Source organism: Gottschalkia purinilytica (genome assembly GCF_001190785.1).
GTDB classification, from domain to species: Bacteria; Bacillota; Clostridia; order Tissierellales; family Gottschalkiaceae; genus Gottschalkia_A; species Gottschalkia_A purinilytica.
Map to the genome: position 1 here is coordinate 61,331 of NZ_LGSS01000001.1, position 12,324 is coordinate 73,654.

General features: G+C 29.0%; 14 protein-coding genes. All 14 read right to left on the reverse strand.

From position 1 onward, the window contains the following. Positions 1–15 precede the first annotated feature (15 nt). Positions 16–1,443: a two-component system histidine kinase PnpS gene (gene pnpS / locus CLPU_RS00340; protein ID WP_050353648.1), complete on the reverse strand. Its 1,428-nt coding sequence runs from the start codon at positions 1,441–1,443 to the stop codon at positions 16–18. Between the two features lie 11 nt (positions 1,444–1,454). Further along, positions 1,455–2,150, reverse strand: a complete 696-nt coding sequence (locus tag CLPU_RS00345; RefSeq protein WP_050353649.1) for a response regulator transcription factor — start codon at positions 2,148–2,150, stop codon at positions 1,455–1,457. Positions 2,151–2,167: 17 nt separating this feature from the next. Then, the gene (gene pgeF, locus CLPU_RS00350; protein ID WP_235436072.1) at positions 2,168–3,001 is read right to left on the reverse strand and encodes a peptidoglycan editing factor PgeF; all 834 of its coding nucleotides are present in this window, start codon (positions 2,999–3,001) and stop codon (positions 2,168–2,170) included. 75 nt (positions 3,002–3,076) lie between these two features. Beyond that, positions 3,077–3,532, reverse strand: coding sequence for a transcriptional regulator NrdR (nrdR, locus tag CLPU_RS00355; RefSeq protein WP_050353651.1), 456 nt, complete (start codon positions 3,530–3,532; stop codon positions 3,077–3,079). A gap of 195 nt (positions 3,533–3,727) precedes the next feature. Next, positions 3,728–3,994: a YlmC/YmxH family sporulation protein gene (locus CLPU_RS00360; RefSeq protein WP_050353652.1), complete on the reverse strand. Its 267-nt coding sequence runs from the start codon at positions 3,992–3,994 to the stop codon at positions 3,728–3,730. A gap of 109 nt (positions 3,995–4,103) precedes the next feature. Then, on the reverse strand, positions 4,104–4,877 hold the full coding sequence (gene sigG / locus CLPU_RS00365; RefSeq protein WP_050353653.1) for an RNA polymerase sporulation sigma factor SigG: 774 nt from the start codon (positions 4,875–4,877) through the stop codon (positions 4,104–4,106). Between the two features lie 163 nt (positions 4,878–5,040). After that, positions 5,041–5,775, reverse strand: coding sequence for an RNA polymerase sporulation sigma factor SigE (sigE, locus tag CLPU_RS00370; protein ID WP_200898423.1), 735 nt, complete (start codon positions 5,773–5,775; stop codon positions 5,041–5,043). Positions 5,776–5,788: 13 nt separating this feature from the next. Beyond that, positions 5,789–6,679 (reverse strand): sigma-E processing peptidase SpoIIGA, encoded by an 891-nt coding sequence (spoIIGA, locus tag CLPU_RS00375; protein ID WP_050353654.1) that lies wholly within the window; start codon positions 6,677–6,679, stop codon positions 5,789–5,791. Positions 6,680–6,829: 150 nt separating this feature from the next. Next, complete coding sequence (gene ftsZ, locus CLPU_RS00380) at positions 6,830–7,924, reverse strand: cell division protein FtsZ (protein ID WP_097677514.1); 1,095 nt, start codon at positions 7,922–7,924, stop codon at positions 6,830–6,832. 408 nt (positions 7,925–8,332) lie between these two features. Next, positions 8,333–8,674 carry a small basic family protein gene (locus tag CLPU_RS00385; RefSeq protein WP_050353655.1) on the reverse strand — a complete coding sequence of 114 codons (342 nt, stop codon included), beginning with the start codon at positions 8,672–8,674 and terminating at the stop codon, positions 8,333–8,335. 1 nt (position 8,675) lies between these two features. Next, positions 8,676–9,413: a DUF881 domain-containing protein gene (locus tag CLPU_RS00390; protein ID WP_050353656.1), complete on the reverse strand. Its 738-nt coding sequence runs from the start codon at positions 9,411–9,413 to the stop codon at positions 8,676–8,678. 24 nt (positions 9,414–9,437) lie between these two features. Continuing rightward, positions 9,438–10,172, reverse strand: coding sequence for a DUF881 domain-containing protein (locus CLPU_RS00395; RefSeq protein WP_050353657.1), 735 nt, complete (start codon positions 10,170–10,172; stop codon positions 9,438–9,440). Next, positions 10,165–10,950, reverse strand: coding sequence for a cell division protein FtsQ/DivIB (locus tag CLPU_RS00400; protein WP_050353658.1), 786 nt, complete (start codon positions 10,948–10,950; stop codon positions 10,165–10,167). The genes CLPU_RS00395 and CLPU_RS00400 overlap by 8 nt, the downstream gene beginning before the upstream one ends. 54 nt (positions 10,951–11,004) lie before the next feature. Further along, a complete protein-coding gene (murA, locus tag CLPU_RS00405) occupies positions 11,005–12,255 on the reverse strand; it encodes a UDP-N-acetylglucosamine 1-carboxyvinyltransferase (RefSeq protein ID WP_050353659.1) in 1,251 nt (416 codons plus the stop codon). Positions 12,256–12,324: the final 69 nt, after the last annotated feature.

Here is a 12,324-nt window from a genome sequence, read left to right on the forward strand (position 1 = left end):
AAAACATTTATTCTTTTAATTAATATCTACGCTTTTATCTATAGGAATACTAACAATGAATTTTGTTCCTTTACCAATTTTACTTTCTACATCTATGTTTCCTTTGAAAGATAGTACTATATGCTTAACTATAGCAAGTCCTAGTCCAGTACCTCCTACTTGTTTGGACCTAGCCTTATCTACTGTATAGAATCTTTCAAATAGTCTAGAAAGATGTTCTTCTTCAATACCTATGCCCGTATCTGACACTTTTATATATACATTAACATCATCATTATAAGCCTCTATTTTTACCTTTCCTCCATCGGGAGTATACTTTATCCCATTGTCAACTAAGTTTATAATCATTTGCTTAAACCAGCTTCTATTACCTTTTATATGTGGAATATCTTCTTGTATTTTATTTTCTAAAATTATATTTTTCTGGTTAGCTATTTCATTAAGTAATTTTAATGTTCTATCTATTGATTTATTTATATCAATATCTTCTTGTGAAACTAAATTATTTTCATTTTCTATCTCAGAAAGTGTTAGTAAATCTTGTATAAGAGAAGTTAGTCTACTAGCCTCTATATCTATTATTCCTAGAAATTTATCTCTTATTGCTGAATTCTCAGCAGCACCTTCTTTTAAAGTTTCTACAAATCCTTTTATAGAAGTAAGTGGTGTTTTTAACTCATGAGAAACATTAGCTACAAATTCTTTTCTCATATTTTCAAGTTTTCTTATTTTAGTTACATCCTGAAGTATTATTACCATTCCTAAAATTCTAGTAGGATCGTTATTTAATCTTATAAGATTTGAATGAAAGCTAAGTACCTTATATTCTGGATTAAATATTTCTATCTCACTTTCTAATGTCTTGCTTTCATTTACCAAAGTTCTAACTATTTTACTCAAATCATCGTTTCTTATAGATTCTAATATATGTTTTCCTCTGACTTCCTTCTCTTGCACTCCAAACATCTCTTCTGCTGCAGGGTTAACTAGTATTATTTGTTTAGAATTATCAAGAGCTATTACTCCATTTAGCATACTTGTTAATATAGCCTTCATCTTAGTATTACTCTCTTGTAACTCATCTATGGTGTTTTCAAGCTTTATACTCATAGTATTAAAGTTTTCTGAAAGCTCATCTAGCTCATCATCAGTTCTTGAATGAATTCTTTGTCTATAGTTTCCTGTAGAAATTTTCTTAGTAATTGATGTAAGCTGTTTTATCGGATCTGTAACTTTTTTTATATACCTAAATCCGAGTAATAAAGAAACCGTAAGTCCAGAAAGTATAGAAATTGCCTGATATTTTATCAACATAATTTCCATATTTGGAATACTTTCTAACTCGGGAACGGTAATTTTAAATAAACTAAAAGATAATATTCCAGTTATAGATACTCCTATTATCAGAAGTATAACAAACGTTAAAAAAATTCTTTTTTGCATAAAGTATCTCCTTATTTCATCTTATATCCTATGCCTCTTATAGTTTCTATATATCTAGGATTCTTGTCATCATCTTCTATTTTCTTTCTTAAATGCCTTATGTGAACATCTACAGTTCTAGTTTCTCCAAAGTAATCATATCCCCATATTTCATCTAATAAGAAATTTCTAGATAAAACTTTTCCTCTATTTTTAGCAAGCATTCTCAAGAGCTCAAACTCTTTTAAAGTAAGTTCTAGCTTTTCTCCTCTTTTAGTTACTTCATGCTTTTCGTTACTTATAGTTATATCTCCAATTTTTATTATATTCTCTACTTCTTTAGTTCTTCCATCATTATTTCTTCTTAAGACAGCTTTTATTCTTGCTATTAACTCTCTCACGCTAAAAGGTTTTGTTATATAGTCATCTGCACCTATCTCAAGCCCTACTATTTTATCAGCCTCATCATTCTTAGCTGTAAGCATAATTATAGATATATTTTCTGTCTCTTTATCATTTTTGATCTTCTTACATACTTCTACTCCATCCATTATTGGTAGCATCAAATCTAGTACTATTAGATCAGGATTTTCTTGCTTAGCCTTAGTTATAGCCTCTTTACCATCAAGTGCTGAAATAACTTCATATCCATTATTTTCCAAATTGAATTTTACAAGTTCTATTATATGTTCTTCATCATCAACCACAAGAACTTTTCCATAGCTCATATTCATGCCTCCTAATCTTATTTTAACTGTATTATTGCTGCCATCCTTCCTGTTATTCCATTTTCCTTTCTATAGGAAAAGAAAATATCACTATTACAACTAGTACATACTTCACTTATTATGATATTTCTACACGGTACTCCGCTTTCCTCCAAGACTACTTTATTAGCCTCCCAAAGATTAAGCTTCCATTTCCCTTCACCTGTTGGTTTTAACACGTTAGAAACACTTGTAAAATTTGTGTTAAATCTTTTATATACATCCGCTCCTACTTCATAACAACATTGCCCTATAGACGGTCCTATTCCTACAAGTATATCATTAGGATCTGAAGAATAGTTTTTCTTCATAATATCTATCATTTTTCCAGAGATTTTATCTACTGTTCCTCTCCATCCTCCGTGAGCAAGTCCTACTACCTTTTTTACTTTATCTAAAAAAAATATTGGCACACAATCAGCAAAAAAGGTGAATAGCATGACATCTGGTTCATTTGTAACCAATCCATCTATGTCTTTATAATCTTTATTTTTTACTAATCCTTTACCTATATCTTTATTAGTCACAATTTTTATATCTGTTTTATGAACTTGATCTGATAAAACAGCTCTATCTATAGTGTTTTCAAATACATCACATATTATTTTAAAATTTTCTATTACGTTTTCTCTATTATCATCTGTTTTAAGTCCTAAGTTTAAGCTATTAAAAGGTGATTTACTTAATCCACCTATTCTAGTAGTAAATCCGTGATTAACTAAATGTGTTTCTTCAAACTCGGGTATTATAAAATATTTCACACCTTTTTTTTCTATTAGTTTAAATCTTTCTTCATGTATCAAGCTATTCACTCTCCTTCGCATTTAATGATCATAATACTAGAATAAATATTAAAAATAAAGGACTCTAAAGAGTCCTATTAAGTCTTATTTCTCATCTAAAAGTTTCTTAAGTTCATCCATAAAAGTATTTAAGTCTTTAAATTGTCTATATACAGATGCAAATCTTACATATGAAACTTCATCTACATTTTTAAGTTTATTCATAACCATTTCACCTATATGGTTGCTAGTTATCTCTTTTTCCATAGAATTAAAGAGATTTTTTTCTATTTCATCTACAATATCTTCCATTTGTTTAATAGATACTGGTCTTTTTTCACAAGCCCTTATAATTCCTGTAAGTAGCTTACTTCTATTATAGGCTTGTCTGTTACCGCCTTTCTTTATAACTATCAAAGGTATTTCTTCTATTTTCTCGTAAGTAGTGAATCTCTTATTACACTTAGCACACTCTCTCCTTCTTCTTATAGATTGTCCTTCCTCAGTTGGTCTTGAGTCTACTACTCTTGATTCAAAATAATCGCAATAGGGACACTTCATATGTTCTCCCCCTTTATAAGGTACTTTTATATACTAAGATTATAATATATTTCATATGGCATGTCTAACTATTCTGTATAAATGTTAGTTAATATAGTGATTTAAAAATTATAAAACATGACTTTAATATTTAAATAAAAAATCCTTAACATGAAGTTGAAGCTAAGTTAAGGATTTTTTATTTAAAATACTATGCTATTCTTCGTAATTTATACTTTCTTCTAGATTTTGTGTTAAATCTACAAGTATAACATCACTACCTATTCTAACTATATTTTGCCAGTTAATAATGTAATCTTGATTTCTACCGAATAATCCTAAAATTTTACCTGGACCTGGTATCATTATAGATTCTATTCTTCCTTCTTTTAAATTAACCTCTATGTCTGATATAAGTCCAAGCTTTGTACCATCTCTTACATTTATAACCTCTTTTTCTCTTAAATCAGATGTTTTTATCATTGCCTCACCTTCTTATTTTTTAAGTTCTTTGATACTATATATACTAGTTACTTGTCTCAAAATATTACTAATATTTTTATTTTATAAGTGGGCAATTAATAACTTAAATTTATATAAGTTTTTTCATATGTCTTAAAGCTGTTTTTTCTAATCTTGAAACTTGTGCTTGTGATATTCCTATTTCCTCTGCCACTTCCATTTGTGTTTTACCCTCAAAAAATCTTAAATTGAGTATTAGTTTTTCTCTATCATTAAGTCTTCTTATAGCTTCTCTTAAAGCAATTCCCTCTAACCATACTTCATCTTCATTTTTTTCATCACTTACTTGATCCATAACATATATAGCATCTCCACTATCATTATAAATAGGTTCAAATAGTGATATAGGATCTTGTATAGCGTCTAAAGCAAATACTACCTCTTCCTTTGGCACGCCAAGTGCTTCTGCTATCTCAGATACAGTAGGTTCTTTAGAATTTTTATTGATCAGTTGTTCTCTTGTTTGAAGCGCTTTATAAGCTATATCTCTTAAAGATCTACTTACTCTAATAGAATTATTATCTCTAAGATACCTTCTTATCTCACCTATAATCATAGGAACTGCATAAGTAGAAAATCTAACGTTATGTGATAAGTCAAAATTATCTATTGCCTTCATTAGTCCTATGCATCCCACTTGGAACAAATCATCAACGTGTTCTCCTCTTTTGTTAAACCTTTGAATAACACTGAGTACTAGTCTCAAGTTTCCTTTTATAAACTCTTCACGTGCACTCATATCACCTGCATGTATTCTGTCAAAAAGTTTTCTCATTTCTTTATTCGTTAAAACTGGTAGTTCTGATGTATTAACACCGCATATTTCTACTTTGTTTATATGCATATATGTTATTCATCCTTTCATGATGTTTTGCCCCTTTTTCCTTTAAAAATTATTACCTTATTTCATATTTTTATTCAAATTTTGATACGTAAATCATTAGAATTTACAGTTATATTTTGGTAATAAAAAATGTTAGCCTATAAAGCTAACATTTCCACATATTTTATACCATTTTATTAATTTCTTTTTGTAATCTTTTTATAATTCTTTTTTCTAGCCTAGATATGTATGACTGAGAAATCCCAAGCATATCTGCTACTTCTTTTTGAGTTTTTTCAGCACCATTGATTAATCCAAATCTCAATTCCATTATTTTTCTTTCTCTATTATTAAGTTTTCCTATTGCTTGACTAAGCAAATCCCTATCTATTTCTTCTTCTAGATATTTGAATATAATATCATTTTCTGTTCCTAAAATATCCGACAATAATAATTCATTCCCATCCCAGTCTACATTAAGTGGTTCATCAAATGATATCTCCGTTTTAACTTTACTATTTCTTCTCAAATACATAAGTATTTCATTTTCTATACATTTTGAAGCATATGTAGCTAATTTAATCTTTTTATCTGGATTAAATGTATTAACAGCTTTTATAAGCCCAATTGTTCCTATAGAAACTAAATCTTCTACTCCTACCCCTGTATTTTCAAACTTTCTAGCTATATATACAACTAATCTTAGATTTCTTTCAATTAATATAGGTCTTACAGTATCATCTTCTTTTAATTTAGCTAATAAAAAGCTTTCTTCATCTTGAGTAAGAGGTGGAGGCAATACCTCGCTTCCTCCAATATAGTGAACTTCTTCTTCCTTAAAAATTTTAATTTTTCTTAGAAGTTTAATATAGTAGATTCTTGACAATAATTTCAATTTGTTAATCAAAGTCAGTGCCATTGCAGTTCCCCCTTCATGTTAGTATCTCAGGATGTAAAAGAGCTACATACTCTTTATCATTAGATAAGGTATCATTATATATACCTATAACAACCTCACCTATAAGTGTACTTCTTTCTGACTTTACTATCACTTTATCTGGTTTAAATCCCAAAAGTAATCCATTTTCTTTACCTAGTGATTTATATGGTATTATTCTAAATTTCATTTGATTTGAAGCACAGCTCATAGTGTCTACCACAGCATCTAAGCTATTTTCTTTATATTTTAAAAATATATTCTGTATAGAGTCTGGTAGTATATCTTTTATAGCTAAAAATTCAACAACAATAACAGGTATTTTAGATATAGGATCTTTTAAAGAATTTCCGGTATCTAAAAGTGCGGTTACTTCTATCTCTTTCCCATTTAAATTTATTATTACAGGGAAAAATGCTCTTCTTTTATTATTTTTATTTTCTACATATTCCCAAACTATTTGAAATAAAATCCATATAAGGACTACAGAAATTATTAAAAATTTAAGTTGAAAATTTGCTATATAAAAAATTCCTCCTCCTACATATGTCTCTATATCTGCTATATAAAATAAAGCTAAAGATGTTCCTGCAAAAGCAAAAGCTACTAGATAAAAAGCTGATATTACTTTTATAAATGATCTAGATTTTTTTGGATTAAAAGCTATCATTATTATTATTATAGAAGTAGCTAATTTAAAAGAAAATCTAGCCATAAATATAAGCGATGGATAAAATACTACAAATGTATATAATGCTCCAATTAAAGATGCCATTAGTAATCTTATCTGTGTCGTATGCACCTTTAAAAACTTTTTAGTTATAAAAAGAATGATATAATTTATAGCTAAATTTTCTAATAAGAGGTATTCAGCATATATATACAATAGTTTAGTACCCCCTTTGTAAAGCTAGTCTTACTTATTACTTCTATTCTTTAAGTATTGAAATTATGACTATTATATAATATATTTTTTTAAAATTGTGTCATTTACTGAAGTCGAAAAAAAAACCTTTCTAGAATTATCTAGAAAGGTTTATCTATCTCTTCTCCTTAAGAAAGTTGGTATGTCCAAGTCATCACTATCTAAAGTTTTGCTTTCATTAGTAGGAATTGGTTTTGATGTTTCTTCTTTTTTCTCTATATTTTTTTGTTCAGTTATAACAACTTTTTCTTGTTTACCGTCAAATCCTGTAGCTATAACAGTTATTTTTAATTCATCTTTAAGATTTTCATCTACTCCTGCTCCAAATATTATATTAGCATCTGGATCTACAGATTGTCTTATAAGATCTGCGGCTTCATTAACTTCAAATAACCCTAGATTTGGTCCGCCAGTTATATTTAGTAAGACACCCTTTGCTCCTTCTATAGATGTTTCTAATAAAGGACTGTGTATGGCTTGTTTAGCAGCTTCAGTCGCTCTGTTTTCTCCACTTGCTTTTCCTATACCCATATGAGCTAGACCCTGATCATACATTATTGTCTTTACATCAGCAAAATCTAAATTTATAAGTGCTGGAACAGCTATAAGATCAGATATACCTTGAATACCTTGTCTTAATACATCATCAGCCATTTTAAAAGCATCTACTATAGATGTTTTCTTTTCTGCCACTTGTAAAAGCCTATCATTAGGAATAGTTACTAGAGTATCCACTCTACTTTTTAACTCTTCTACTCCTCTTTCAGCATGTATCATTCTTCTTCTACCTTCAAATATGAAAGGTTTAGTTACAACTCCAACAGTAAGTATTCCTAGTTCTTTAGCAACTTCAGCAACTATAGGAGCAGCTCCTGTTCCTGTTCCTCCTCCCATTCCTGCTGTTATAAATACCATATCCGCCCCTTGTAATGCTTCCATTATATCATTTCTGCTTTCTTCTGCAGCTTTCATTCCAACATCAGGATTTGCTCCTGCTCCTAATCCTCTAGTAAGTTTTTCTCCTATTTGTAGCTTTGTTTCAGCCTTTGAAGAGTGAAGTGCTTGTTTATCTGTATTTATCGAAATAAACTCTATTCCTTTTACTTCATTTTCTATCATTCGATTTACAGCATTATTTCCTCCACCTCCAACACCAATAACTTTTATATGAGCAAACTGTTCCATATCAACATCAAAATCAAACACGTTATGACCTCCCTATGTATAAAATTAAATCTTTAGTAAAAGTTAATTCATAGTTGACATCATTTATTATAAATATATAAATAATGTCTAGAGTTTTAATCAATGATGCCATTTATTATACTGTCTTTAAATTAGCTTACCTTAAGATTATTATTAAAATTTATTTATTATACAATCTTTATTAATTGTTATTTTCTACATTTATATCATGCCTTAAGTGGTCATTCCCCCTCTAAATTTTACACATTTATTTAAATTTGTTATTATCAAATACTTTCTAATATTTGGCCTATAAATTTCTATTCTAAAAATCGGCATAGGTATTCATATTTTTGTTTATTTATATATTAATTCAATATAATTAATGAATTCCCTTTTTTTATCTAAATTAAATACATTATTTTTATATTAATTAGAGTTTTTTTTGTTGAATACATATCTTCTAATAATCGCAAAGTTTTGAAATAATCTTCCTCCAAAAGCAAATATGGCTGCATAATAAAGAGGTACTCCTAATCTATCACCTACATATGCTAAAAATGCAGCTAATATAGCATTTCCAAAAAATCCTGATACAAATATTCCTGTATTGAACTTTCCTTCCATCATAGCTCTTATTCCACCAAAAACAGAGTCCATACAAGCTAGTATCGCTACTGACATATATAGGGAATAACTAGCAGAATATGTTATCGGTAGATATATACCAATAATAGCACCTACTAAAATTCCAATAATAGCTAAAATCATATTATTCACCTTCTTTTATGGGTTTCACATATTTAAATTCTGAATCCCTCCAATAATACTTAGGGATAAATACTTCATCCTTAATTTCTGTATCTACTTTTATCTTGTAGACTTCTTTTAATGTCCAACCATAGCTTTGAGGAGCACTTATTGCTGCATATAAAGCCTTAGGATCTCCAATTGCAGTAATAACAAATGGATTTGCAGAACTTCGTTTATTTATTCTAATAATAGGACCTCCACATTTGATCTCAGATCTTGATAGTACTCTTTGACCATTAATACTAATAGCTTCTGCTCCTGCTTTTTTCAGGTCATTTAGTATAACCTGAATATCTCCATCGTGTATTATATCTTGATTTACATCTTTTCCTAATATTTCTTTGTTATCATTATCTGATATTACTACTTTTATTCCTGGTCCTGTAAGATCTTCTAGTCCTCCAATGATCTTTAAATCATTAACTTGCTTTTCTATAACTTCTTCTATAGATTTATCATCAGATATTAAAGCTTTCTTTACATTTTGTAGTTCTAAGCTTTTGCTTTCAACTAATTTGTTCAAATCATCAATTTCTTTTCTAGAATTTTCTACCTCATTTTTCATAACTTCTATTGAATTAAGAGAAACCAAATCATAATCTTCAATATTTTGCTTCATTTGTAATGACAGTAAAATTCCTAATAATATTGACAATAATGTAAGTGATATCTTGATTTTTTTATTTTGTTTTATCATTATTAACCCCTCCTAAAGGGTTAGTTATCTATTTTGTTGCTCTTCTGAAGGTTTTGAATATATAAAATCTTTTACTCTTTTATATCTAGGTATAACAATATTTTTATCCTGTTTAATATTGACCTGTAAGTTAAATCCTTTTTCCATATACCATATGATTCCGCCCTTTACTCTAAGTGCACTTTCTAAATCTTCAGACTTTCCTATTGCTTTTATTACGAAAGGTGCTCCAAAAGATACCCCATTAATTTCAATGTGATTTCCAGCTGGAACTATTTCTGTAAATGACGTATATCTCTGATCATTTATTGATATGGCCTCAGCCTCTGCAGCATTTAAAATATTTATAACTTGTAATAAAAGCTCATAATTTTGAACTATTGTACTTTTATCATCACCAAGTTTAACATCGGCAGGAGGATCATCAATTTGAATAGTAATTCCTTTTCCTTTTAAATCTTCATATCCACTTAGCATTTTATATTTTTGTATATCTTTATAAAGATTTTCTAAAAAAGTATCTTTATCTGCCTCACCTTTTTCATATTGTGCAACTTTTTTTTCAAGTTCGTCTAACTCTTTTCTCATTTTTTCTCTTTCATCTTTAAGCTTCTTATATTCTATAGCTATCTGCTTAGATCTTTGTGTAGGAATGACATTGGAATCTAGATTTTCTACTGTTTTAAATTGTATAGCTAATACTATTCCTAAAATAACACAAACTGCAGTTATAGCTATTTTACTTCTAATATTATTCATTATTACTACTATCCTCCCATTTGCCATCCTGCTCTACAATAGCATATTTACCTCTATTAAGATATATCTTTGAAGCTTTTCTGTTCTTAGCTTTTAGATCTTCAAATATTCTCTTAATATAATCTACTTTATATTTTACATTATCTAATACACCAAATGCAACTTTTGTACCTGTTTTCATTTCTATTGTCATACTTGAACCTTCTTCAAATGTAATCATACTAATGTTTTTCTTAAAATTATTTTGATCAATCTCTTCCAAAAATTCCTTCATACTAGAGAGTTCAATTTTATTTTTATATCTTATCTCATTTCCTATGGATGGATTTATTAAGTCTAATCCTTCTACTTTAACTAATATATCATTTTTTTCGCTAGATATGATGTCTAAAATTTTACCATTTTTGTCTATATAAATATAAGAAGAATTATATGCTATAGCAGCAATTTCCTTACTTTCTGTAATATCTATTAATATTTTATTTGGTAATTCTCTCTTAACATCAGCAGATTTTATATATGGATGAATGAATAAGCTTTCTTTAGCATCACCTGTATTAACTTTAAAGATATTTTCATCCAAAATAATACCTGAAGCCATTACTACAGTGTCTTTATCTAATACTTTATTTCCTTTAACTTCAATTTTAGAAATATTAAATAGAGGTGTTTTTGTAACAACTATAAACAGCAAAGATATCATCAATATTAACAATACAAAATTTAGCCTCTTTTTTTTTGTTTTTATCTTTTTATCTACTTTACTGCTAGTTTTCATTGAATTATCTCCCCCACAAGCTTGTCCTTCTAAAAAAGCAGCTCTAAGCTGCTTTTATATCTTGGTAATTTTTGCATCTAGTGCCTTAAGTTTATTCTCAATATCATCATATCCTCTTTCGATATGGTAAATGTTTTCAATCTCAGTTACCCCATTTGCAATAAGTCCTGCTAATATAAGTGCTGCTCCACCTCTTAAATCTTTTGCAGCAACTTTAGCTCCTGTTAACCCTTCTACGCCTTGTATTACAGCAACTTTTCCCACAGTTTTAATATTAGCTCCCATCCTAATTAATTCTTCAGCATGCTTAAATCTATTTTCAAATACTGTTTCATTAATTACACTAGTTCCATTTGATATACTTAATAATGACATCATTTGTGCCTGCATATCAGTTGGAAATCCTGGATATGGTAAGGTTTGTACATTTTCAATAGCTTTCACTCTCTTAGGCCCTATTATTTTAAGAGCCGTACAGTTTGTATAAATTTGACAACCTACCTCTCTAAGCTTAGCTATCATTGATTGTATATGTTCTACCTCTATATTTTTAAGAATAACTTCACCACCAGTAATAGCCGAAGCTACCATATAAGTACCTGCTGCTATTCTGTCTGGTATCACCGTATGTTCTGCACCATTAAACTTCTCAACTCCATCGATTCTTATAATACTAGTTCCTGCTCCATATACTTTACATCCAATAGAGTTTAAAAAATTTTGTAAGTCCAATATCTCAGGTTCTCTTGCTGCATTTCTAATTACAGTGACTCCTTTAGCTTTTACTGCTGCCAGCATTATATTTTCAGTTGCGCCAACACTGGGATAATCAAGCTGTATGTCACATCCTGTTAAATTATCAGCTTTACAATGTAAGTGTCCATGGGATTCTTCTATACTTACACCCATTTGTCTAAGAGCTTTTAAATGTAAATCTATAGGTCTAGGTCCTAATTCACAACCACCAGGATAACTTATAGTTACTTCTCCAAATCTACTAATCATTGCTCCCATCAAAATTATCGAAGATCTCATTTCTCTTACTAATTCTTCTGGTATATATATCTTTGATATATGTCTAGAGTCTACAGACATAACTCCATCCATTCTATCTACTTTGCATCCAATAGATAATAATATTTTTTCCATTATATCTACATCTCTAAGATTTGGAGTGTTAAATATAACATTGTTATTGTTATTAATTACTGTCGCAGCTAGAATAGGTAGAACAGCATTTTTTGCTCCGATTATAGATACCTCTCCTATCAGCTTCTTGCCACCTTCAATTATATATTTGCTCATTTTCACACCTCCAAGATATGACCTAAACTATGTTTAAAACAGTATATAGTCATTTTATGCATATCTATA